General features: G+C 66.8%; 18 protein-coding genes and 2 pseudogenes. 6 read left to right on the top strand and 14 right to left on the bottom strand.

All coding sequences use genetic code 11. The features are described from left to right. Positions 1-338 precede the first annotated feature (338 nt). From CF68_RS27020 to CF68_RS27005, 4 genes are all read left to right on the top strand, one after another. Positions 339-2483, top strand: coding sequence for a hydantoinase/oxoprolinase family protein (locus CF68_RS27020; protein ID WP_035824918.1), 2145 nt, complete (start codon positions 339-341; stop codon positions 2481-2483). An 11-nt stretch (positions 2484-2494) separates the two neighbouring features. Then, on the top strand, positions 2495-4819 hold the full coding sequence (locus CF68_RS27015; protein ID WP_035824916.1) for a hydantoinase B/oxoprolinase family protein: 2325 nt from the start codon (positions 2495-2497) through the stop codon (positions 4817-4819). Positions 4820-4842: 23 nt separating this feature from the next. Then, entirely contained in the window at positions 4843-5352 is a 510-nt protein-coding gene (locus CF68_RS27010) for an acetone carboxylase subunit gamma (protein ID WP_035824914.1), read from the top strand. 68 nt (positions 5353-5420) lie between these two features. Then, positions 5421-6980: a class I adenylate-forming enzyme family protein gene (locus CF68_RS27005; protein WP_035824911.1), complete on the top strand. Its 1560-nt coding sequence runs from the start codon at positions 5421-5423 to the stop codon at positions 6978-6980. Positions 6981-6986: 6 nt separating this feature from the next. Here CF68_RS27005 and CF68_RS27000 read toward each other — a convergent pair whose 3' ends face one another. Together CF68_RS27000 and CF68_RS26995 are read right to left on the bottom strand one after the other, a co-directional pair. Continuing rightward, on the bottom strand, positions 6987-7892 hold the full coding sequence (locus CF68_RS27000) for an NAD(P)-dependent oxidoreductase (protein WP_035824909.1): 906 nt from the start codon (positions 7890-7892) through the stop codon (positions 6987-6989). Positions 7893-7921: 29 nt separating this feature from the next. Continuing rightward, positions 7922-8128 carry a hypothetical protein gene (locus tag CF68_RS26995; RefSeq protein WP_035824907.1) on the bottom strand — a complete coding sequence of 69 codons (207 nt, stop codon included), beginning with the start codon at positions 8126-8128 and terminating at the stop codon, positions 7922-7924. 10 nt (positions 8129-8138) lie between these two features. On the opposite strand from CF68_RS26995, the pseudogene CF68_RS26990 reads away from it, so the two are divergent. Beyond that, a pseudogene (locus tag CF68_RS26990) lies at positions 8139-8399 on the top strand (helix-turn-helix domain-containing protein); the annotation flags it as partial. Between the two features lie 354 nt (positions 8400-8753). Here the strand turns inward: CF68_RS26990 and CF68_RS26985 are convergent. From CF68_RS26985 to CF68_RS26935, 11 genes and pseudogenes are all read right to left on the bottom strand, one after another. After that, positions 8754-9668 carry a fumarylacetoacetate hydrolase family protein gene (locus tag CF68_RS26985; protein ID WP_051591700.1) on the bottom strand — a complete coding sequence of 305 codons (915 nt, stop codon included), beginning with the start codon at positions 9666-9668 and terminating at the stop codon, positions 8754-8756. A 50-nt stretch (positions 9669-9718) separates the two neighbouring features. After that, positions 9719-11248: a gamma-glutamyltransferase family protein gene (locus CF68_RS26980; RefSeq protein WP_035824902.1), complete on the bottom strand. Its 1530-nt coding sequence runs from the start codon at positions 11246-11248 to the stop codon at positions 9719-9721. Then, a complete protein-coding gene (locus CF68_RS26975; protein WP_051591699.1) occupies positions 11245-11856 on the bottom strand; it encodes a CoxG family protein in 612 nt (203 codons plus the stop codon). Before CF68_RS26975 ends, CF68_RS26980 begins: the two co-directional genes overlap by 4 nt. After that, on the bottom strand, positions 11850-13016 hold the full coding sequence (locus CF68_RS26970; RefSeq protein ID WP_051591698.1) for an NAD(P)/FAD-dependent oxidoreductase: 1167 nt from the start codon (positions 13014-13016) through the stop codon (positions 11850-11852). Before CF68_RS26970 ends, CF68_RS26975 begins: the two co-directional genes overlap by 7 nt. 7 nt (positions 13017-13023) lie before the next feature. Beyond that, positions 13024-13515 carry a RidA family protein gene (locus tag CF68_RS26965; protein ID WP_051591697.1) on the bottom strand — a complete coding sequence of 164 codons (492 nt, stop codon included), beginning with the start codon at positions 13513-13515 and terminating at the stop codon, positions 13024-13026. 44 nt (positions 13516-13559) lie between these two features. Beyond that, positions 13560-14648, bottom strand: a complete 1089-nt coding sequence (locus tag CF68_RS26960) for a hypothetical protein (protein WP_035824899.1) — start codon at positions 14646-14648, stop codon at positions 13560-13562. Then, positions 14645-15157, bottom strand: a complete 513-nt coding sequence (locus tag CF68_RS26955) for a (2Fe-2S)-binding protein (RefSeq protein ID WP_022540352.1) — start codon at positions 15155-15157, stop codon at positions 14645-14647. Before CF68_RS26955 ends, CF68_RS26960 begins: the two co-directional genes overlap by 4 nt. Further along, positions 15147-15719 (bottom strand): xanthine dehydrogenase family protein subunit M, encoded by a 573-nt coding sequence (locus CF68_RS39015; protein ID WP_161786877.1) that lies wholly within the window; start codon positions 15717-15719, stop codon positions 15147-15149. Before CF68_RS39015 ends, CF68_RS26955 begins: the two co-directional genes overlap by 11 nt. An 83-nt stretch (positions 15720-15802) precedes the next feature. After that, positions 15803-16030, bottom strand: a pseudogene (locus tag CF68_RS39215) (xanthine dehydrogenase family protein subunit M); the annotation flags it as partial. Beyond that, complete coding sequence (locus CF68_RS26940) at positions 16027-18438, bottom strand: xanthine dehydrogenase family protein molybdopterin-binding subunit (RefSeq protein ID WP_051591696.1); 2412 nt, start codon at positions 18436-18438, stop codon at positions 16027-16029. The gene CF68_RS26940 and the pseudogene CF68_RS39215, both read right to left, overlap by 4 nt. A gap of 7 nt (positions 18439-18445) precedes the next feature. Continuing rightward, a complete protein-coding gene (locus CF68_RS26935) occupies positions 18446-19369 on the bottom strand; it encodes a tripartite tricarboxylate transporter substrate binding protein (RefSeq protein WP_051591695.1) in 924 nt (307 codons plus the stop codon). A gap of 239 nt (positions 19370-19608) precedes the next feature. Here CF68_RS26935 and CF68_RS26930 point away from each other — a divergent pair, with 239 nt between their 5' ends. Then, positions 19609-20337, top strand: coding sequence for a GntR family transcriptional regulator (locus tag CF68_RS26930; RefSeq protein WP_035824892.1), 729 nt, complete (start codon positions 19609-19611; stop codon positions 20335-20337). Positions 20338-20715: 378 nt separating this feature from the next. Here the strand turns inward: CF68_RS26930 and CF68_RS26925 are convergent, their stop codons facing one another. Continuing rightward, entirely contained in the window at positions 20716-22359 is a 1644-nt protein-coding gene (locus tag CF68_RS26925; RefSeq protein WP_084187456.1) for an ISL3 family transposase, read from the bottom strand. Between the last annotated feature and the right edge of the window lie 340 nt (positions 22360-22699).

The following is a 22699-nucleotide window of genomic DNA, read 5'->3' as shown; positions in this document are numbered from 1 at the left end:
CAGGGCAGACCTCCATGCCGCCCACGCCTGGCGCGATCCGCATTGGGCAATCGTCAATGCTCCAACAGCTAAATGCCGGGGCTTGCCTAAGGCCAATCGCATCAATCGCTGGCCAAAGAGCGTCCGATTCCCGGACACCGCTGCATAGGGCGTCGTGAATCCGGACACTCACGCCAGGCATGCCGCGACCAGCGACGTGGTCAGGCAATGCCGGCAACTCGTTGATTTCAATCGCCTGCCGGGGCTGCTCTCTGGTGCCAGCCAGGGCCTGGCACAAGCTTTGCCATGGATGAGTCGTGGGAGATCCCACCATGACTACACCAATGACAGGAGGCAGTATGCAACCGCAGTCCACCGTACAGGTGATGGGCATCGATGCTGGTGGCACGATGACCGACACTTTCTTCGTTCGCTCGGATGGCCGCTTCGTGGTCGGCAAGGCGCAGAGCAATCCCGGCGACGAATCCCTTGCCATCTACAACTCTTCCGAAGATGCCCTCGCCCACTGGGACCGGACAGTGGACGACGTTTATCCGGAGTTGGTGACTTGTGTCTATTCCGGGACGGCCATGCTCAACCGCATTCTCATGCGCAAAGGCCTTGCCGTCGGCCTCATCTGCAACCGCGGCTTCGAGCAGATCCATTCGATGGGCCGTGCGTTGCAGAGCTATCTGGGCTATGCCCTGGAGGACCGCATCCACCTGAACACCCACCGCTACGATGAGCCACTGGTGCCCGTCTCGCGCACACGCGGCGTCACCGAGCGTACCGACGTGCAGGGGAAGGTGGTCATCCCCCTGCGTGAAGACGAGGTTCGCCAGGCTACCCGGGAGCTGGTCGAGGCCGGCTCGCAAGCCATCGTCATTTGCCTGCTGCAATCCCACAAGAACGAATCCAGCGAGCAACGCGCCCGTGACATCGTGCGCGAAGAGCTTAAAAAGCTGAAGGCGAATATCCCGGTCTTCGCCTCGGTGGACTACTACCCGTCGCGCAAGGAGAGCCACAGGATGAATACCACCATCCTTGAGGCTTACGGTGCGGAGCCTTCGCGCCAGACCTTGAAGAAGGTGAGCGACCGGTTCAAGAAACACGGCGCCAGGTTCGACCTGCGGGTGATGGCCACGCACGGCGGCACCATCAGCTGGAAGGCCAAGGAACTCGCGCGCACGATCGTGTCCGGTCCCATCGGCGGCGTCATCGGCTCCAAGCTTCTGGGCGAGTATCTGGGCGACGAGAACATAGCCTGCTCCGACATTGGCGGCACAAGCTTCGACGTGGCCCTGATCACCAAGGGCAACTTCGCCATCAAGTCCGATCCCGACATGGCCCGCCTGGTGCTCTCCCTGCCCCTGGTGGCAATGGACTCGGTCGGCGCCGGCGCCGGCAGCTTCGTGCGTCTCGACCCCTACAGCAAGTCGATCAAGCTTGGCCCCGACAGCGCCGGCTACCGCGTCGGCACCTGCTGGCCGGAAAGCGGCCTCGACACGGTGTCCGTTTCCGACTGCCACGTCGTGCTCGGCTACCTGAACCCGGAGAACTTCCTGGGCGGTGCCATCAAGCTCGACGTGCAGCGCGCCCGCGACCACATCAAGGCGCAGATCGCCGACCCGCTCGACCTGTCGGTCGAGGATGCCGCCGCCGGCGTCATCGAGCTGCTCGATCTCACGCTCTCCGAGTACCTGCGCGCCAACATCAGTGCCAAGGGCTACAACCCGGCGGAATTCACCTGCTTCTCCTACGGCGGCGCCGGCCCGGTGCACACCTACGGCTACACCGGGGGCGTCGGCTTCAAGGACGTCGTCGTGCCGGCCTGGGCAGCCGGCTTCTCGGCTTTCGGCTGCGCCTGCGCCGACTTCGAGTACCGCTACGACAAGTCAGTGGACCTTGGTGTTGCCCAGCACGCCCCCGACGCCGACAAGGAAGCCGCCTGCAAGAGCCTGCAGGAAGCCTGGTCTGAACTGGCAGTCAAGGTCATCGACGAATTCGTCCTCAACGGCTACAAGCCCGAGGACGTGCTGCTGATCCCCGGCTACAAGATGCAGTACATGGGCCAGCTAAATGACCTCGAGATCGTCTCGCCGGTGACCAGCGCCGCCACCGCTGCCGACTGGAACCAGATCGTCGAGGCCTTCGAGAACACCTACGGCCGCGTCTACGCGAGCTCCGCCCGCTCGCCGGAACTGGGCTTCTCGATCACCGGCGCCATCCTGCGCGGCACCGTCGTGACCCAAAAGCCTGTGCTGCCGGAAGACCCGGATGCCGGCCCCACGCCGCCCAGCGAAGCATATCTTGGCACCCGTCCCTTCTACCGCCACAAGAAGTGGGTGGATGCCGCGCTCTGGAAGATGGAAGCCCTCAAGGCCGGCAACCATATCGTGGGTCCCGCCATCATCGAATCCGACGCCACGACCTTTGTCGTGCCCGACGGCTTCGAAACCACGATCGACAAGCACCGCCTGTTCCATCTCAAGGAAGTGAAGTAAGGAGACCCGCCATGAACATGATGAGCAATAAAGAAATCGGCTTCGCCGACCTGCTGCAGAACGGCCAGACGCTCAAGCAGCACCGCGACGGCATCATCGAGCGCACCAAGGCCACCGGCCACTACAACGGCCTTGAGAAGCTGGAATTCCGGGACAGCGACCCGATCGGCTACGAGAAGCTGTTCTCCAAGCTGCGCGGCGGCCTGGTGCATGCCCGCGAGACCGCCAAGAAGATTGCCGCCAGCCCCATCGTCGAGCAGGAAGGCGAACTCTGCTTCACGCTCTACAACGCCGCAGGTGACTGCGTCCTGACCTCGACCGGAATCATCATCCACGTCGGCACCATGGGCGCGGCGATCAAGTACATGATCGAGAACAACTGGGAAGCCAACCCCGGCATCAACCCCGGCGACATGTTCACGACCAATGACTGTGCCATTGGCAATGTCCACCCCTGCGACATCGCCACCATCGTGCCGATCTTCTGGGAACGCCAGCTGATCGGCTGGGTCGGCGGCGTCACGCACGTGATCGACACCGGCTCGGTGACTCCGGGCTCAATGTCAACCGGCCAGACCCAGCGCTTCGGCGACGGCTACATGATCACCTGCCGCAAGACCGGGGTGAATGACGAGCCGCTGCGCGACTGGCTGCACGAGTCCCAGCGCTCAGTGCGCACGCCCAAGTACTGGATCCTCGACGAAAAGACCCGCATCGCCGGCTGCCACATGATTCGCGACCTGGTCGAAGAAGTGATTCGTGCCGACGGCATCGAGGCCTACGAAAAATTTACCTACGAGGTCATCGAAGAAGGCCGCCGCGGACTGCAGAGCCGTATCAAGGCCATGACACTGCCGGGCAAGTACCGCAAGGTCTCCTTTGTCGACGTGCCATACAAGCATGAAGACGTGCAGGTCTCCAACGCCTTCGCCAAGCTCGACTCCATCATGCATTCGCCGGTGGAAATGACCATCAGGCCGGACGGAAAGTGGCGCCTCGATTTCGAGGGAGCGAGTCGCTGGGGCTGGCACACATTCAACGCCCATCAGGTGGCATTCACTTCCGGAATCTGGGTGATGATGTGCCAGACCCTGGTGCCCACTCAGCGCATCAACGACGGTGCCTACTTCGCCACCGAGTTCCGCCTGCCAAAGGGCACCTGGTGCAATCCGGATGACCGCCGCACCGGCCACGCCTACGCCTGGCACTTCTTGGTCTCCGGCTGGGCGGCCCTGTGGCGCGGTCTCTCACAGTCCTATTTCAGCCGCGGATATCTGGAAGAGGTCAACGCCGGTAACGCCAACACCTCCAACTGGCTGCAAGGCGGCGGCATCAATCAGGATGGCGAGATTCACGCGGTCAACAGCTTCGAAGCCAGCTCCTGCGGTACGGGCGCCTGCGCCGTCAAGGATGGCCTCAACCACGCCGCAGCCATCTGGAACCCGGAAGGCGACATGGGTGACATCGAGATCTGGGAGATGGCCGAGCCACTGCTCTACCTCGGCCGGAACGTCAAGGCCAACTCCGGCGGCTATGGCAAGTACCGTGGCGGTTGCGGGTTCGAGACGCTGCGCATGGTGTGGAACGCCCAGGACTGGACCATGTTCTTCATGGGCAACGGGTTCATGAACAGCGATTGGGGCATGATGGGCGGCTATCCCTCAGCCACTGGCTACCGCTTTGAGGCGCACAAGACGGGGCTGGACAAGCGCATCGCCATCGGCGATTCCTTGCCTCTGGGCGGCGACATCGATCCGGGCAAGCCCGACTACGAGCGCCACATTGACGCCACCGCTGTCGTAAAGCGCGACAAGCAGTGCATCACTACTGAGGACTGCTACGCCAACCACGACCTCTACCTGAACTACTTGCGCGGCGGTCCCGGCTTCGGTGACCCCATCGACCGGGATCCGAAGGCCGTCGAGGCGGACCTCAACCAGAAATTCCTGCTGCCGGATTACGCGCAAAAGGTCTACGGCGCCGTCTTCACCCAGGACGCCAAGGGCGGGTTCACAGTGGATGCAGTCAAGACCCAGGCCCGCCGTGCCGAGATCCGCAAGGAACGGCTCGCCCGCGCCCTGCCGACGCGCGAATGGATGAAGGAAGAGCGCGAACGCATCCTGAACAAGCACGCGTCCATCCAGGTGCAACACATGTTCGCCACCAGCTTTGCCCTGTCCGAGAAGTTCACGCGGGAGTTCAAGGAATTCTGGAATCTCCCCGCGGACTGGCAGGTACTGGAGGAGGAGCTGGGCGTGCCCTCGTACGGCGCCAAGCACCGCATGGACCTCTCCCTGCTGCCCGACGTCACCACCGTCGTCCAGGTCGAAGAGTAATCACCGAATCAAGGAGTCAAACAATGTCTGCCTACACCAATGAACAGGTCGCCCACCTCGTCGAGGGCTCCCTCGACTGGGAAACCACCTTCCGCATGCTCTCGATGCCCAAGGATGACAGCCGGTTCCAGCAGTACCTTGCGGCCCTGCAGGCCAAGGTGAGCTTTCCGGACCGCATCGTGCTTCCGCTCGGCCCGCATATGCATATCGTGCAATCGGCCAGCACCATGAAGTGGGTGGTCAAGTGCGATTGCGGCCACGAATTCTGCGACTACCGCGAGAACTGGAAACTGCATGCCTCGATCTACGTGCGCGACACCGAGGAGGCAATGACCGAGGTCTATCCCAGGCTCATGGCCCCCGACACCCAGTGGCAGGTATATCGCGAGTACTACTGCCCGGCGTGCGGCACCATGCACGACGTCGAAGCACCCACCCCGTGGTATCCGGTGATCCACGACTTCGAGCCGGACATCGAGGCTTTCTATAAGGAATGGGTGCACCTGCCGGTGCCGGAGCGCGCCCCGGACTGATCGCAGCGTGAAGAGCGGGGGCAGGCACTGCCTGTCCCCTGCAGACAACGGTAAAAACGGGAGGCAGCATGAACCCCAACCTTGCGCAAATGCTCGTCCGCACGGCCCGCGCCTATCCCGATCAGGCAGCGCTCTATCTCGGCACGGAGGCGCTATGTACCTTCGAGCAGCTCGCCGACCGCGTCGCGCGCTGCGCCTGCGGCCTGCGTGACTGGCTCGGGTTGCATGCCGGGGAGCGGGTCGCGCTGATCATGAAGAACTGCCCGCAGTACGTCGAGCTTTTGTATGGCATCTGGCACGCGGGCCTGTGTGCCGTACCGATCAACGCCAGGCTGCATCCGCGCGAAATACAAGGGATTGTGCAGGACAGTGGCGCCCGCCTCGGCTTCGTCGCCGATGCCGATGCCGATGACGAAGCGATGCCTGGCGCCCGGACCATCGTGGTCGGCTCCACCGACTACCATGCCCTGTTTGCCGCACACGGCATGCCGGTCACCGATGTTGCCGAAGACGCCCTCGCCTGGCTGTTCTACACCAGCGGCACGACCGGCAAGCCCAAGGGGGTCATGCTCTCGCACCGCAATCTGACCGCCATGTCGCGGGCCTATGCCAGCGCGGTCACTCGCGTCGTTCCGGGCGACAGCCTGATTCATGCTGCGCCAATGTCCCACGGGTCGGGGCTCTACGTGGTCCCCCACATTGCCGAAGGTGCGGGTCAGGTGATTCCACCTTCCGGCGGCTTCAATGTCGCCGAGCTGGCAGGGCTGGTCGCCGCACACCAGCGCCCGAGCTTCTTCGCCGCGCCGACGATGCTCAACCGCCTGGTCGAGTACGCGCGCCGGACCCGGGCTGACTTCTCCAATCTCAAGGCCGTAGTCTGTGGCGGTGCGCCCCTCTATGTGGAGGACGAGATCGCCGCAATCGAGTGCGTGGGCCCCCGCATCGCTCAGATCTACGGCCAGGGCGAAAGCCCGATGACCATTACCGCCCAGCCGCCCCACGAGATCGCCCGCGCCTATGCCGTCGGCGACCTCAAGGCGCTGGCTTCGGTCGGGCGTACCTTGCCCGGCGTAGAGATTCGCATCGCCGATGCCGACGACCGTGCGCTCCCGGTGGGGGAAATCGGTGAAGTCGTGGTGCGCGGGCCCACCGTGATGCAAGGCTATTGGAACAACCCGGCGGCCAGTGCGGCGACGCTGCGCAATGGCTGGCTGCATACCGGCGATGTCGGGTGTCTTGACGAGCAGGGGCAGCTCACGCTGAAGGACCGCAGCAAGGACACGATTATCAGCGGTGGCTCCAACATCTACCCGCGTGAGGTGGAGGACGCCCTGCTCGCCCATGCCGCTGTGGCTGAAGTCTCCGTGCTCGGCCGCAGCCATCCCGTCTGGGGAGAGGAAGTGGTGGCCGTCGTCGTGCTGAAGGCCGGGATGCGGATGACCCGGTCTGAACTGGATCAGTGGTGCCTGCAACGGATCGCCAGATTCAAGCGGCCGAAAGCCTATCTGTTCGTCAATGCGTTGCCGAAGAACAGCAACGGCAAGGTACTCAAGACGGCGCTACGCGAGCTGTTGGCCCAAGGTGGCGAACAGGCGAATGCCAGGACCTGGCGCTGGCAGCTCGCGTAAAGCGCGCTAGATGTGCTTGTGCAGCCCCGCTTCGTTCAACGCGCACAGCGCCATGGCCGACCAGTCGTGCTCGGCCCCGATGCCTTGCGCGCGCACGGCGAGAAAGCGGTCGCGAACCAGGCTGGCGAGCGGCAGCGGAATNGGCAGCGGAACCCCGAGCGCCTCGGCAGCCGCCAGCATCAGCCGATTGTCCTTCTGGCCCAGCGGCAGCGCAAAGCCCGCCGGCTGGAAGCGCTGCGAGGCGATCATTGGGCCATAGATCTTGTACGGCGGCGCATTGAAGTTCGCGTTCGTCAGCAGCCCGATCAGGTGCGCCGGGTCGATGCCCGCCTTGCCCGCCACCGCGCAGGCTTCGCCCAGAGTCTCGATGATGACCGACAGCATGAAATTGCCGATCAGCTTCACGAGGTTGGCCTGCGAAGGGTCTGCGCCGACGATGCCGACGGACTGCCCGAGCTGTTCCAGCAGCGGCACCGCGACCTTCAGATGCTCATCCGCGCCCGCGGCCATGACGAAGAGCTTGCGCGCCGCCGCGGCGTCCGGCCGGCCAAACACCGTCGCCGAGACCAGCCCCGAACCGGCTTCGCGATGCCGGGCGGTGAGTTCCTGCGCCGTATCCACGCCGATGGTGCTGACCGAGATATGCACGCCGCCCGGCTTGAGGGTCGCCAGAATCCCCGTTTCGCCAAGCGTCACCGCTTTCAGTGCGGCGTCATCGGCGACCACCGAAAAGACAACGTCTGCCAGGTATGCCGCCTGCGCGGGACTGGACGCGACCGTCGCCCCCGCCTTGCGCAGCGGTTCGCTGCGTGCGGGATTGCGGTTGTAAACCTGCACCTTGTAGCCAGATTCGACAAGGTTCATGGCCATCGCAGCGCCCATTGCGCCAAGGCCGACAAATCCGATCTGCATGATGAATCTCCTCGGGTTGAACGGCCGTGCTAGCGCAGCGACGGCGCCATGAATTCCGGGCCGACGGGATCGGTCACATGCCGTGCAAGCAATGCGTCGATATCGGACAGGTCCTGTGCGCTCAGCCGCCATCCGTATGCGTCGCCGATGCCGCGCAACTGGTCGGGACGCCGCGCGCCCCACAGCGCAATCGTCGGTCCCTGGTCGAGAACCCAGCGGATTGCCAGGGCGAGCACCGATTTGCCATGGGAGGACCTGGCGCGCGCCGCGGGCGTCAGCTTCCGCACGCTGAATGCGGTTTGCCACCGCCACCATGGCATCTCGCCGATGGAACTGCTGCGCAATATCCGCCTAGACGCGGTACGCACTCGCCTGCTGCTCGACCCCGGCGCCAGCATTACTGAAACCGCGCTGGCACTCGGCTTCGGTCATCTTGGCCGCTTCGCCGCCTATTACGCGGCACGCTTCAATGAGTTGCCCAGCGACACGCAGAAGCGGCGGACTTAGTTGACCGGATCCCCTGGGATGGAGCGATGGCTCCCATCCGCGTCGGGAGTTGACCGAGCCAAGCGTTAATTTCATCGTCGTTCGATGTAGCCAGCCGCGCCGATGCCAGGGAAGCAACCCTCCCGGCGGCTAAAGTCATGCCAAGATACGCCCTTATGCTCTGCAGAGCATAAGGGCCTCAAGATTTTTCGCGACAGACTGCAGGCATCGATCGCTGACGAACTCGCCAAACCGATTCCAGCTTGACGGCTCCCGCCACGAAATCCAAAGCAGGCCGATTTGGCGAGTTTATGACTCACGCGTGCGGGAGCTAAAGCGGCCAGCAGCGGAATACATTCCCGGCGCATAGCGCTATCATGGCAATTCTCGTGACGAAGACAGATCGACCGCCGCCAAGCGGTTGCGCAACCTGCCCAGCCCGGTGGCGCCGACCACCACTTCGTCACCGGCCACCAGGAAGCGCGGTGGCATGCGCGCATGTCCCACCCCGGCCGGCGTACCGGTGAGCAGGATGTCGCCCGCGCGCAGTGTCATCCCCATTGACAGCTCGGCAATCAATTCAGCCAACGGGAAAGCCATCTGCGCCGCGCTGGCGTTCTGCATCCGTTCGCCGTTTACGTCGCACCACAGCCGCACGGTGTCGAGTTGCACGGCATCCCGCCGCGTCAGCCAGGGACCCATTGGCATGGTCTGGTCGATGCTCTTCCCCTTGAGCCACTGACCGCCGTGGCGGCGCTGCAGGTCGCGCTGCGAGACGTCGTTGGCCAGGCAGTAGCCCCATACATGATCCATGGCGCGCGCCGCGGGAATGCTGCGGCCGTCCTTGCCGATCACCGTGACGATCTCGGCTTCGTAGTCCCATTTACCGGAGACGCGCGGGTCCCAGGCGATCGGCGCGTCCGGGCCGATCACGGTGTCTGGCCCCTTGGTGAAGAACGTGGGCGCAGCGGGGCGGTCGACCTCCTGGCCCTCGCGCTTGCCCACCCCTTCCTCGAAATGGTCCCAGTAGTTCCAGCCCGTGCACAGGATGTCGCGGCGGAAGCGCCGGATTGGCGCCAGCAAGGTGTAGTGCCCCGCTTCCAGCGGCGCGGGAGGATCGGCGCGCAGGGCTTCGGCAGCGGCCGCCAGCGCGGCCTCGCCGCCCTGCACGATATTGAGCACGTCGCCGAACTGCGTCGGCAGCGGCAGCAGGCGGCCCTCGTCATCCACCGCGGCGGCGCGTTCCACGCCGTCCTGGTCAAAGGCGGCGAGTCTGTCGATTTGCTTCATCGGTTGTCCTGTAGGTGTTCCCTGGCGACAGGGGCAATGGTCTTGGGATGTCAGCCGGCCATGGCGGTGGCCTGGCGGCGCAGGTCGGCTGCGGCTTCGAGCACGCCGTCTGGGCCGCAGCGGATGGCCTTGACCGAGCCGTAGTAGAACGGGTGCGGCGTGTCCGCCTGCAGCGCGATGCCATGCGCGCGGAGCCTGCTTGCGAGCACCGCGGGCACGCCCCGCTCGGCAAGGAAGCCGCCGTCGCGGGTCAAGCTCCAGCGCGGCGCGTCGATGGCCGCACTCAACGGCAGGTCGCGCAGGCAGGCGTTGCAGACCAACTGCACGCCTGTGGTCGTCTGACTAATGCCGCCCGGCGAAACCGCCGCCAGCACCAGCCGGCCGTCGCGGAACACCAGGTAAGGGTTCAGCGTATGCACCGGGCGCTTGCCCGGCGCCAGCCGATTATGGGCAGCGGGTTCGAGCGAGAACTCGCTAAGCCGGTTGTTGAGCAGGATGCCGCTGCCAGGGTCGACGCAGCCGCTGCCGAAGGGCTGGAACACGCTCTGGAGCATCGAGACCGCGTTGCCGGCATGATCGACGATGACGATGCCGGCGGTATCGCCCGGGTCCTCACCGTCGCGGTTGGCGCACACGGGGACCGGCCAGCGCCGCGCGGGGTTGGCGACCTCGTCTTGCAGCGCCATCAGTTGCCGGCGCGCGGCCAGGATTTGGCGGACCTGCCAATCGGCAGGGTCGGCGGCAGGTGTATCGCCCCGAGCGGCCAGATCGGCCAACTGCGCCAGCATCAGCACGCCAACCGAATTGGGCGGCATTACGGTGGCCGACCAACCCTGGTCAAACTCGCCGTGCACCGGCTCGGCCCAATCCGCCTGCGCGGGGGCCAGATCGCCAGCTTCCAGGAGACCTCCAGTGGCACGAGAGAACTCAACCAGCGCTCGTGCGACACGCCCGAGATAGAAGCCCTCTGACCCCTGCCTCGCCACGTCCTCCAGCGTGTCCGCCAGCGCCGGCTGGCGCATGACCATGCCGGCCCGCAGCGGCTGGCCCGACGCGTCATGGAACAGCGCGGCAAATCCCGGCTGCGCGGCCAGCGTCGGCACGCACAGCCGCAGGTTGCGCGCCAGCTCGCTGGCACAGGGCACGCCGTCGCGGGCCAGCGCGATGGCGGCGTCGAAGAGCCCGTGCCAGGGCCGCTTGCCGAAGCGCGCATGCGCCGCCTGCCACAGCGCCACCAGACCCGGCACCAGCCAACTGCGCGGGCCGCGCGCGTCGATCTGTGCGGTGAATCGCTCCGGCGTCGCCGCCCGCGGCGCCCTGCCGCTGCCGTCGAGCGCCATGGTGCGGCCCGAGGCGCCATCGCGGATCAGCGCCATGCCGCAGCCGCCGAGCGAGGTGGCGTGCGGCAGGGCGACCGCCAGCACCGCCGACGCGGCAATCATGGCATCGACCACCGAGCCGCCCTCGTCGAGCACGCGCCAGGCCTGCTGCGTGGCAAGATGGTGGCCGGTCACCACCGCCTGCCGCGTGCCGTAGAGGCTGGCGCGCGCGTCCGGCCCGGTATCCACGGCGCCGGTCAACGCAGCAACCCCGCGGCCAGCGTACCGGCGAAGCAACCCAGCCCGCAGGCCACGGGCAACAACCAGCCGGACATGGCGGCGGCCCGCGCCGTGCGCGCGCTAGCCACGATATCCCCCGCCGTACTCACATGCACACCGCCCGCCGGAGCCAGGGCCGATGCTTCGCTGCCGGCCAGCAGCGCCTGCTGGATATTGTGGAAAAAGCGCTCGGAGAACTTGCGCGCCGCGCCGTCGATCATGCGCGTGCCCAGCTGCGCCAGCTTGCCTTGCACGGCGGTGTCGGCCGAGTAGCGCAGCAGCGTGCCACCATCCAGGTCTTCCAGCACCACCTGCGCCTGCCCGGCGGCGCTGCCCGCCGCGCCAGCCGAGCCCTCGCCCACCAGCGTGTAGCCGCGCCCGGCCTCCACGCCTTCGCGGCGGAAAGCCACGTCGAACGAGGCCCGGATCGGCCCGATGCCCGTTACCAGCGTGGCGACGAACTCGTCCGCGCCGCGCTGCGCGAGCGCGCGGCAGTCCGGCAGCGTGCGCTGCAGGAAAGCCGGGTCGTTGAGCGCGCGCCAGACCACGTCTCGCGGTGCCGGCAGGGTCTTGCTGCCTTCGATCAGCATGGTGGTGCCTCCGCGCCGACGCGGATGCCTGCCAGCCGCAGCCCCCGGTCGGCAATGCGCATGCGGTCGTTGAGGAAACGGAAGCGGCCGAAGCTCCAGGCCACCAGCGGCCGGGCGAAATCCAGCGCGGTGGGCCACTGGCGCGTGAACGCGTCATAGCGGCAGGCCCATTTCTGGGTCTGGTCGCTGATAAACCGCACCCGCTGCTCCCACGCCTGCAGCGCCGCCGGCACGTCCGCCGCAGCGCCGGCCATCTCGGCCAGCGCCAGTGCATTCATCAGGGTCAGGCCGGCGCCCTGGCCCAGCGTCGGCGGCAGGCCGTGCGCGGCGTCGCCAAGCACGGCCACGTTGTCGACCGACCAGCGCGGGCAGTGCACCACGCCATAGTGGTACTGCGTCGACGGCGCCTCGCCCAGGCACGCCAGGAGCTCGCGCAGGCGCGGGAAGCGCGCGCTCCAGTCGGCTACGTCCAGCGGGATCGCCGCGGCGCGCCGGTCCGAGGCTGGCGCGACCATGTACACGTAAGTGTGCTCCGGGCCGGCCGGCGTCACGCCGATGCGGCGGTTGCCGGACCAGTGCTCCTCCGTGCGCGGCTCGGGGGTGAAGACGCACGTCGGCACCAGGAAGCGGTCAATCAGCGTCGGCAGTTCGCGAAAGTACGCACCGATGTCCAGTGCCGTGCGCACCGCGGAATGCACTCCGTCGGCCGCCACCACAAGGTCGGCCGCATGAACCTTGCCGTCGGCCGTGACCAGGGCGCGGCGCCCGCGCGCCTGCTGGCGCAGGCCGGTGGCGCGCGAGGCGGTGACGATCTCTACGCCGGCGTCGAGCGCCGCGTCGCGCAAGCCTTCGATCAAGGTCTGGCGCGCAAATGTGACCACGCGCGAAGTCCCCGACAAGGTACGCTGCTGCCGCACCGACCCGTCGGCAAAGCGGATCTGTGCCGCCGCCAGTGGCGTGCCGCGCGCACGGATGCGCTCGTACACCCCCAGGTGTTCCAGCACCTCCAGGCTGTTGTTCTTGATATAGATCCCCGCGCCGATCTCGCGGATCTGCTCGCCCTGCTCGTGGACCCGCACGCGCCATCCCCGCCGCGCGAGCAAGGCGCCCAAGCTCAGGCCGGCGATGCCGCCGCCTGCTATCTCTGCTGTGCGTTGCATGCCGGCCTCACGCAATCTCGACCACCATTTCGAGCTCGATCGGCATGCCGAACGGCAGCGCGGCAAACCCCACCGCGCAGCGCGCATGCACGCCGGCGGGGCCGAACACCGAGGTCAGCACGTCCGAGGCGCCGTCGATGACTTCCGGCTGGCGCTCGAAATCCGGCGCCGAGTTGACCATGCCGAACAGCCGCACCACGCGCCGCACGCGCGACAGCTCGCCGATCTCGGCCTTGAGCGAGGCCAGCGCGCTGGTCACCGCGGTGCGGGCGCCGTCGCGGCCCTGCTCAACGGACACGTCGGCGCCGAGCTTGCCCTTGTGGGTCTGGCGCGGGCCGACAAAAGTGCCGTGACCGGCCACGAACACCAGGTTACCGGTGGTCACGGCGCCGGTGTAGTTGCCCACCGGCTTGCGCACTTCCGGCAGCTGGATATCCAGCTCGGCCAAGCGCTGCTCCGGCGTGTTGCCCTTCAACGATTCGAATACCTGGATCGACATGATTGACTCCTCTCTGGTTGGATGGCTTGTGAAGCTTGTGTGCCTCAGGTCGCGCTGCGCTTGCCGGCCACCAGCCGGATATGCGTGGCAGCGCCTGAAGTCAGCAGTGCATGGATGCCGAAGTCGTCGCGCAGGCGCTCAAAGGCCTGGGCGGACAGCGCCTCGGTTTCATCGGGGTCCAGGCCGAAGCCGGCGCAGAAGCCGGCGGCATCGTCCAAGAAGTGATCGACACTGGCCGCCGTGGTGCGCAGCGCAAACAACGCGCGCACCAGCGGCACGCGCTGCCCCGGCAGCGCCGGGTAGATCAGCTCGGGCTCCGGCACGGGTTCGCTCAGGTCCCATCCGAAGGCGGCATATACGTGGTGCCAGGATGGCTCGAACAGCGAAGCAAATGGCACGCGGTTGCCCACCGCTCCCGCCACGGCCAGGGCCATGCGCAGCTCCACGTTGCCGCTGCGGTCGAGCTGCTGCGCGTCATAGGCCAGCATTTGGCTGAGCTGGCCCGCGGCGACCGCATCGAAGATGCGCTGATCGCCCTGCACGTCCGGATGCGGGTAATGGACGGTGCCGGGATAGTGCGACAGGCCGCCGCTGCCGATCAGCACTGTGCGCTTGCCCAGCCGCGCCAGCGCGCGTGCCAGCGCCGCGCCGAAGCGGTGGCAGCGCAGCGGATCCGGCTGCGGCGGCACGTAGGCATTGACGAACACCGGGAGCATCGGAATGTCGCGGCCGAAGCCCATGAATTCGTAAGGAATGGTGAAGGCGGTGGACAGGCGCGCGTCGAGCGTAAAGGCCAGGTCAAAGCCCTCTTCACCCATCGCGCCCACCAGCGCCTGGCCCGTGATGCCGTCCACGCGCCAGTCGCCGCGGTGCTTGTGCATGCCGTCGGCGCTGATGGCGGCGTGCACGCAAAACGGCGGCACGCAGTGCGTCACGAAGTGGTCGCCGTGGTCGTTGGACAGGATCACAATGCAGTCAGGCTCCAGCGCGCGCAGGCGGTCGCCGATCTGGCGCAGCGCCACGCGCACGCGCTCTACCTGCGCGGCATCCTCGGTCTCGGGCAGCGAGAGGAACTGGGGGGCATGCGGCACGATGGCGGCGCCGACCACGCCAGGCAAGGGGGTCTGGTTCATACGGTCACCTCCGGGACGCTGTCGGTGGCCGCGGCCAGCCCTTCGCGCACCGCGGCAACGATGCCCTGGTAGCCGGTGCAGCGGCACACATTGCCGGCCAGGTGGCTGCGCACTTCATCCTCGCTGCGCTGGCACCACTCCGCTGCTTCGGCCTGCATGGCGCAGGCGGTCACCATCATGCCGGGCGTGCAGAAGCCGCACTGCAGCGCGTGGTGGCGGCGGAAGGCCTGCTTCATGGCCTGCGCTGGCGCGTCAGCCAGCCCCTCCAGCGTGGTAACGGCGCTGCCCTCGCAACCGGCAGCCAGCGTCAGGCAGGAGCGCACCACCTTGCCGTCGACTATCACATTGCAGGCGCCGCAGACGCCGTGCTCGCAGCCCAGGTGGACCGAGGTCATGCGCAAGGTGTCGCGCAGGCAGTCGGCCAAAGAGGTGCCGGGCTCGATGTCGCAGCGGTGCGGCTGGCCGTTGAGCTCAAGGCTCAAGGTGATCAGGTTGGCTTCAGTTTCCATGGATACTCCGGTTCGATGCTTGCGCCGACGCGATTGCGCGCAGCGCATTGACGGTATGGCGGTGCAGCGACGCGGCGCCGTGGGGCACTGCCTCGGCCAGGTCGGCGCGAGCCGCCTCGTACAGCGCCTGCCTGCTGCAGGCGCCGCGGGCCAGCTCGGCCTCGGTGTGGGCCAGCCGCAGGGGTCCGCCGGGCAGCGCGCCCGCCCAGCACGACCAAGCGCCGCCGGCCAGGCGCACCGCCACCGCGGCACTGCTGGCGTATTCGCCGGCGCGCTGCATCAGCTTGGCGCGGCCCCACCCTTCCAACCCTAGCGAGGCCGCGGGCAAGGCAATCGCCGTGACCAGCTCGTCGACCTGCAGATCCACTTCAAGCGGGCCGCGCACGAACGCGGCCAGCGGCACGGTCTTGTCGCCCCGCAGACTGCTGATGCGCACCTGCGCCCGCAGCGCGTGGAACAACAGCGGCCAGTCGCCGGCGGGGTCTGCTTGCACCAGGCTGCCGCCCACGGTGCCGCGATTGCGCACGGCGGCAAAGGCAATCTGCGCGGCATGCGCGGCCACCAGCCGCCACACCGGCAGGGGGGGGCGGGGGCGGCCCCCAGCCGCCACACCGGCAGGTCGCCACGCTGGCGTTCCAGCGTGTCGTGGGTAACCATCGCGCCGATGGTGCCGTCCTGCAGCGACAGGCTGCGCAGCTCGGCCACGCGCGACAGGTCCACCAGCACGTGCGGGCGCACCACGCGAAAGCGCATCATCGGCAGCAGGCTCTGGCCGCCGGCGAGCACGCGGGCATCGCTGCCCAGTGCCGCCAGCAGCGCGATGGCTTGCTCAAGCGTGGTGGGGGCGCGGTATTCCAGGGCGGGCAGCTTCATGCCATCACCTCCGCATAGTCGGGATGCGCCAGCAGCTGCTCCAGCAGTCCGTCCGGCGTGATCGGCGTGGCGCATACCTGCACGTCAAACTCCTTGAGCGCGGCCCGCACCGCGTTGGCGATGGCCGCCGGCGGCGGCACCGAGCCGCCCTCACCCATGCCCTTGACCCCAAAGGCAGAGAACGGCGACGGCGTACACAGGTGGATGATGTCGACGGGCGGGATCTCCATCGCGCTGGGCACGTGGTAGTCGCCGAAGGTGACGGTCTCGGGCTGGCCGTCGGCGTTGTAGCGCATGGCTTCGTAGAGCGCCTGGCCGATGCCCTGTGCGACGCCGCCGATAATCTGGCCGTCGACGATCAGCGGATTGACCACGGTGCCGCAGTCCTCCGCGACTACGTATCCGGTCACGCGCACCAGGCCGGTATCGATGTCGACGCGCACCCGCGCGGCGTGCACGGCGTAGGAGAAGGTGCCGGTTTCCACCTCGGGCCGGTAGGCGGCTTCCACCGACATGCCCGGCGCGATCTCGCGCGGCAGTTGGTGGATGCCGATGTAGGCCACGCGCGCCACCTCGGCCAGTGTCACGGTGCGGCCGTCGGGCGTCATCAGGTTGCCGTCCTGCAACCGCAGCGCCTCGGCCGGGCAGCCGAGCAGCACCGCGCCGATGCTGCGCGCCTTGGCCACCAGCGCAGCGCAAGCCTGCCGCACCGCACCGCCGGCCATCACGATCGAGCGCGAGGCCACCGTGCCCATGCCGAACGGCGCCGCCGCGGTATCGCCCTGGCGGATATGGATCCCGGCGGGATCCAGCGTGGTCACCTGCGCGGCAATCTGCGCCAGGCTGGTCTGGTGCCCCTGCCCGTGCGACAGGGTGCCGACCTCGATCTCGAGCGAGCCGTCGCTGTGCAGCGTGGCGCGTGCCGATTCATGGCCGTACACCGCCGGCGATCCGCGCCGGCGCCATTCTTCCGCGCCGTGCGCGGCCTGCTCCACCAGCATGGCATAGCCGATGCCCTCGCGCCATCGTCCGCTGCCCGGCTCCGGCGTGCCCCACTTGGCGGCCACGCGCTCGACTGCGGCATCCAAGGCCTCGGCATAGTTGCCGGAGTCATAGACCAGTCCGGTGGCGGTGGTGTACGGAAATGCATTCGGCGGGATCAGGTTNGGGGGGGGGGGGCGCCCCGCCACTGGGTCCAGCCCGAGCGCGTGCGCCACCTCGTCGACGATGCGCTCCATGGCAAAGCAGCCGCCTGGCCGGCCGACGCCGCGATAGGGGCCGAGCGGGCTCTTGTTGGTGTAGACGCTGACCGCCTCGAAGCGGTAGTTGCGCACGTCATACGGCCCCAGCAGCACGTTGGCCGCCATATTGGCCTCGATCGCACCGGTGGAAGTCTTGGCCGAATAGGCGCCCGAATCCACCACGATGCGTGCATCGATGCCATGGATGCGTCCGCTGGCGTCGAACCACGCACTCACCTCCTGTGCATGCTGGCGGCTATGGTTGCTCGCCACGAAATGCTCGTAGCGGTCCTCAATCCAGCGCAGCGGATGCCCCACGCGCAGGGCCAGCGCGGCCAGCAGCACTTCTTCCGGGTACAGATTGCTCTTGGCGCCGAAGCCGCCGCCCACGTCCGGCACGATCACGCGCAGCTCGGCCTCGCTGAGCCGGGTCAGCTGCTCGGCCACGAAGCTGCGCACCAGGTGCGGCCGCTGCGTCGACAGGTACAGCGTGAGATGGCCGCTGCGGCGGTCCGCGCTGGCGACGCAGCCGCGCGTCTCCAGCGGGCTCGCCAGCACGCGGTCCATGGCGAACTGCCGCGTCACGCGCCGCAGCCCGCCAGCGTCGGCCTGGGCCAGCATGGCGTCGAAGTCGCCGAGCGTGCGCGCCACGCGCATCACTACGTTCGAGGACAGTCCGGCATGCAGCACCGGCCCGGGGGTGGCCAGCTCGGCCACCGCATCCACTACCGGGGGCAGGACTTCGATATCAAGCTCCACTTCCTCGGCCAGGGTCTCGGCCTGGGCACGGGTCGGAGCCACCACCATGACCACGGCCTCGCCGACAAAGCGCACGCGGTCCACCGCCAGCAGCGGCCACGGCGCGCCATTGAACTCGTCACGCAACAGCGCGCAGGAAATCGGCAGCACGTCGCCGGCCAGATCGGCCGCGGTCCAGAAGGTGCCGGCCGGATACTCCTGCGGCAAGCGGATACCGCGCAGGTGGCCGTGCGCCACCGGGCTGCGCACGAACGCCACCTCTTGGCAGCCGGGCAGCTCCACGTCGGCCACGAACTGCGCGCGCGCTTCCAGGTGTCGCGCATCCTCGCGGCGCTCCAGCCTGCGCCCGATCCACGGTTGCCCGGCCAGCGCCGCCAGATCCGGCGTGGGTTCCATCATCTTGGTCATGCGCGGCTCACTGGTCGATGGTGACGTTGGCATTGCGGATGATGGCGCGCCAGCGGCCGGTGTCCTGCACCATGCGCGCCTGGATCTCGGCCACGCTGCCGCCGAGCGGCACGAACCCTTGTCGCAGCAGGCCGGCCTTCACCTCGGGATCGGCCAGTGCGCGGTTGACCTGCGCGTTCAGCGACTCGATCACCGCCGGAGGCGTCTGCGCCGGCGCCATCAGGATGAACCAGCTCGACAGGTCGACCTCGGGCAGGCCCGCTTCTTTCAGTGGCGGTACCCCGGTCAGTCCCGGGAAGCGCGCCGGCCCTGCCACGCCCAGCAGCCGCACGCGGCCGGACTGGATCTGCGCCAGCGCCGGTCCCAGGTTCTCGAAGGTGTAGTCCACCTCGCCGCCGGCCAGCGCCACCGTGGCCGGCCCGCTGCCCTTGAACGGGACGTGAACGGCCTTGAACTGTGCGCTCTGGTTGAACCACTCCGCCGCCAAGTGCAACGTGCTTCCGGTGCCGGCCGAGCCGAAGTTCAGGCCGCCCTGCGCCGACTTGCGCCGCGCCTCGGCCAGGAACTCGCGCACGGTCCTGGCCTGGATATTAGGCCCCACTGCCAGGAACGCCGGCACCGTCACCAGTCCCACCACCGGCGTCAGCTCGCGCGACGCCTGGTACGGCAGCCGCGCGTAGAGGGTCTCGTTGTTGACGATAGAGGTGGAGGCCACCAGTAAGGTGTAACCGTCCGAGGGGGCACGCGCGACGTGGCGCGTGGCGATCTGCGTATTGGCCCCCGGCTTGTTGTCGACCACCACTGCCTGGCGATAGGCCTCAGCAAGCTTCTTGCCTATCAAACGTGCGGTGATGTCCGTACCGCCACCGGCGGCGAACGGCACTACCAACGTAATCGGCTTGTCCGGGTACTCGGCGTGCGCAAGGGTCACGCTGCATAACACCGCGGCGCCTGTCGCCAGGCGGGCCAGTATGCCGCGCCGTCGTAGCGCGAAAGTCGACAACAACCTCATGGGACGCTCCTTAGTATCCGTAGTATAAATCTCGTATACTTTATTTGAGCAAAGAATATGTTACGCTCCGCGAGTCGTCAAGCAGATCTTTTGCCCGTCCGGACGCGGGCCTAATTCGTCACACCCCAAGCTGTCTAATCATCCTTTCGCTGACCAAGATGCAAGCCGAGCGCGATCCCGCGACCCCACGCTCCACCGACCAGCCCGCAACGGGCTTGCCAAAGCTGCCGCGCGACCTGGGCGGCGCCAACATGCAGGACAGCGTGTACAGCGCGCTGTTCGAGGGCATCGTGACCGGCAAGCTGCGGCCGGGCGAGCGCCTGCTGATCGACGACGTGGCCGAGCACTTCGGCGTCAGCAAGATCCCGGTGCGGGAAGCGCTCAAGGCGCTGGAGGGCAAGGGCTGGGTCGAATCGGCGCCGCGCCGCGGAACCTATGTGCGCAAGCTGTCGATGGTTGAACTGCATGAACTGTTCGAGCTACGCCAGCTGCTGGAGCCGGCCATCACCGGGCTGGCCGCGCACCGCCGCCGCACGCTGCACCTGCAGCAGCTCAGCCAGCTCGTCGACGAAGGCATCGCCGCGATCGAGCGCGACGACTACGCCGCTAGCTCGCGCGCGAACTCACAGTTCCATTCGGTGATTGCCGAAGCCGCTGGCAACCATTTCGCGCATGACGTGATCCGCGATATCGAACTGCGCCTGCGGCGCTATTTCGTCGCGTCCGAATGGGAGGAACGCAAGGAGTCGCTGCGCCAGCACGTGGCGATCTTCGAGGCGATCCGCGCGCAGGACGTGGCCGAGGCGGAGCGACTGACGCGGCTGCACCTGGCGCATACGGAAAACATGGCGGCGCGGGGGTTGCCGGGGATTGACGCGCTCGACTGACCGGTCGTTACGGTGCCCAGCGACCCGGAATCGCCTTCCTATTTCGCCCGCTTCGAAGCGCGCGCGGTCCTCTTTGCAATGATTTCTGGGCTTGAACGCGGCGTCGAGCTGGGGAAAGTGGTCGAAGTCGAGAGTGCTGTAGCCCGACTGCCGTAGAACAAAAGAAAGTTGGGTCTTCCGCAATTTGTGTGACGACGGCGAACTCGCGTGGAGGATCTTGTCGCCTGGAACGGCCGTCGTCTCCATCGCCCCCCACCACCATTCTTCTGCTTATCCGCGAACCAGGGCGAGCCCCGTCGGCCTCGCCCTGGCCCCACGAGCTCATTCCTCTGCGATGGCGAACGGGCTAGCGGGTCCAGTAGAACAAGGCGGGCCGTTTCAGCTTGGCTTCAATACCCGCAGCCGCAGAAGCTCGATGTTCGCGCGGCCATACATCTGGCGCTTGAGGAACTTGAGCCGGTTGACGTGACCCTCGGTCTGGCCATTGCTCCATGGCAGCTTGAAGGCCGCACGCACAGCCGGTAAGTCGGCGCGCAGGCTTTGCGCGAACCTGCGCATTTCCGCAGCGTCGCAGCGCGACAGACGCTTCAACCATCGATCGAACTGCCGCGGACTTCGCCGGTGCATGAGCCCGAGAAACTCCCGCGCGAGGCTGCGGACCTCGCCCACCACGGGTTCGATCTTGCACAGCGCCTGCACGAAGCGCTCGTGGTCCGCGTTCCTGGGCTGCGCGACCGCGAGCTTCCTCCATCCTATAAGCCATCCGAACACGCGCCGGGCCGACGGGCACGGCATCGTGCGCACGGATGCCTGGAAAAGAGGCTTCTTGCCCTGCGGAAAATGGAGGCGAATCACGCAATTCCGAACGGCGGCGCGACTGCCCGTGTATCCTCGCTGCTTGAGTTCCCGCCAGATCAGTTCAGGAAAGCGACAGCCCTGTGCGATTCGTTCCTCGATATCGCTGAGATAAGGATCTAAAGGCGTCGGACCCCGCGCCCTGGGTGCGCGCTCGGGGAATGCCCCCGCAGTGATGAAGTTGCGCACGGTTCGATGGTCGATTGAGAGCTCTTGCCCGATTCCTTTCATCGTGCCGCCCTGGGCGTGTAGCGCCATCACCCGCTCGTACAGCTCCAGCCGCGAGGCGCGTCGCTGATCGCTCAGACGCTGCCATGACCACAGTGAGTTGCGACTCAGCTCCCGGTGCCGGCCCAGGGTCACGCCACGGACCTCGACTTGCTGCGCGGCTTGGCGCAGTTGCGGTCCGAGTCGGCACAGCAGTCTCTCGACGTTGTCGCGCAAGTTGCACAGTAGATGCCAGCGATCCGAGACCTGCGTGGCTGCCGGCAGCGCAATGTCGACGGCCTCGGAGTAGGCCCCGGCCCGGTCCCTGGCGACGATCTCGATCGATGGGTGCGCACGCATCCACGCGGCCACCGCAGTTGCTTCCCTGCCGGCGAACACTGCGATCGGCTCACGTCGCTCCAGGTCGACGATGATCGTTCCATACTGGTGACCGCGCGCGATCGCCCAGTCATCGATGCCGACGACCCGCGGTCGTGGTCTGCGCTTGCGCTCAGGAGCTCTGCGCAACTCCCGCAGCACGGTGTCGGCACTGGTACGCAAGCCCAGGACGTTAGCTAGCCGGGCAGCCGCCTCACCACCGAGGGCATGGCCCAGCGCGTGCAACGCCCGAGCCTGCGATTGCATACGACGTTGATGCCGACCGGCTAAGGCGTGGATGTTCTCGGCAAACGTACGACGCGGGCAGCCGGCATTTGCACACTTGAAGCGACGCACCTCAATGGCGAGAACGACCCGCTGGTCAAGCATCGGACGTTCTTCCAGCCTGCGCACATAGCTGCCGTGGCGTCGGTTACTCCAACGATGGCAGGCAGGACACGGTGCCGCGCGAACCGTACTGCAGGCTTCGACAGTAACGGTCTCCCCTCGCGCGTCACTGGAGACGACGCGCTTACCTACACGGGCGAGAATACGATCGATCCCACCGAGAACTTGGCTCATGGTAACGATCAACGTAGGCCAGATCGGCCCGAAATCAAGCCCCCAACGCGGCCGTCACACAAAGTGTGGGAGACCCAGAATTGCTTTGTTTTACGACATCCGGCCATCCCTCAATAATTTGTCAGCAATCGGAGGGGTCCTAGCGCGGCGGTCTTCATTCCATTCGCACGAAAAAAGAACGGCCGCCTCTGGGAAAACTCGGGCAGCCGCAAAACGAGCGTGAGCTCGGTGTCGATCCCATAAACTCGATAATCGCGACCAACAAATCGCGGCACAAAAGAGCTAACGCGAAATCCCGGTCCAGCCCTCAACCCATTGCATTACACACAAGTCGTGACGA

The organism is Cupriavidus sp. SK-4 (assembly GCF_000611125.1).
Classification (GTDB): Bacteria; Pseudomonadota; Gammaproteobacteria; order Burkholderiales; family Burkholderiaceae; genus Cupriavidus; species Cupriavidus necator.
Note: the sequence above shows the minus strand (reverse complement) of the source record. Positions and strands in the feature narration are given on the sequence as shown.

Excerpts from the sequence above, each read along its gene's own strand:
- CF68_RS27010 (WP_035824914.1), top strand. The coding sequence starts at position 4,843 with ATGTCTGCCTACACCAATGAACAGGTCGCCCACCTCGTCGAGGGCTCC.
- CF68_RS26930 (WP_035824892.1), top strand. The coding sequence starts at position 19,609 with ATGCAAGCCGAGCGCGATCCCGCGACCCCACGCTCCACCGACCAGCCC.
- CF68_RS26985 (WP_051591700.1), bottom strand. The coding sequence starts at position 9,668 with ATGAAGCAAATCGACAGACTCGCCGCCTTTGACCAGGACGGCGTGGAA.
- CF68_RS26925 (WP_084187456.1), bottom strand. The coding sequence starts at position 22,359 with ATGAGCCAAGTTCTCGGTGGGATCGATCGTATTCTCGCCCGTGTAGGT.
- CF68_RS27005 (WP_035824911.1), top strand. The coding sequence starts at position 5,421 with ATGAACCCCAACCTTGCGCAAATGCTCGTCCGCACGGCCCGCGCCTAT.
- CF68_RS26960 (WP_035824899.1), bottom strand. The coding sequence starts at position 14,648 with ATGAACCAGACCCCCTTGCCTGGCGTGGTCGGCGCCGCCATCGTGCCG.
- CF68_RS27020 (WP_035824918.1), top strand. The coding sequence starts at position 339 with ATGCAACCGCAGTCCACCGTACAGGTGATGGGCATCGATGCTGGTGGC.
- CF68_RS26970 (WP_051591698.1), bottom strand. The coding sequence starts at position 13,016 with ATGCAACGCACAGCAGAGATAGCAGGCGGCGGCATCGCCGGCCTGAGC.
- CF68_RS26955 (WP_022540352.1), bottom strand. The coding sequence starts at position 15,157 with ATGGAAACTGAAGCCAACCTGATCACCTTGAGCCTTGAGCTCAACGGC.
- CF68_RS27015 (WP_035824916.1), top strand. The coding sequence starts at position 2,495 with ATGAACATGATGAGCAATAAAGAAATCGGCTTCGCCGACCTGCTGCAG.
- CF68_RS26975 (WP_051591699.1), bottom strand. The coding sequence starts at position 11,856 with ATGCTGATCGAAGGCAGCAAGACCCTGCCGGCACCGCGAGACGTGGTC.
- CF68_RS26965 (WP_051591697.1), bottom strand. The coding sequence starts at position 13,515 with ATGTCGATCCAGGTATTCGAATCGTTGAAGGGCAACACGCCGGAGCAG.